The organism is Foliimonas ilicis (genome assembly GCF_039939195.1).
Taxonomy (GTDB): domain Bacteria; phylum Pseudomonadota; class Alphaproteobacteria; order Rhizobiales; family Rhizobiaceae; genus Foliimonas; species Foliimonas ilicis.
Genome location: NZ_JBDUUH010000047.1, coordinates 1 through 298, shown reverse-complemented (window position 1 = coordinate 298; position 298 = coordinate 1). Strand labels below are relative to the sequence as shown.

The following is a 298-nucleotide window of genomic DNA, read 5'->3' as shown; positions in this document are numbered from 1 at the left end:
TCGGCTTCGAACATCTGCCAGACTGTCTGCGCTGTCTGTTCAGGATGGCCGTGAGCCTTGGCATAGGTAACGCATTTATCGAGTAGCCAGACATTCAGTTCTTCCAGGCTTTTGACCCTGAGACGCGGTGTGAAGAAGCGCTCGCGCACGAGGCCCACCTGGTTCTCGACCTGGCCCTTCTCCCAGCCGGATGCAGGGGTGCAGGCGACCGGATGAACGAGGTAGTGGCTGCACATTTGCAGAAAGCGTCGATTGTATAGCCGTTCCTTGCCGATGAAGACTGCCTCCACCGCCGTCT

Annotated in this window: 1 pseudogene; it reads right to left on the bottom strand. The window is 58.1% G+C overall.

Features of this window, described 5'->3' with window-relative positions:
* Window positions 1-298, bottom strand: a pseudogene (locus ABFT80_RS28020) (IS21 family transposase); the annotation flags it as partial.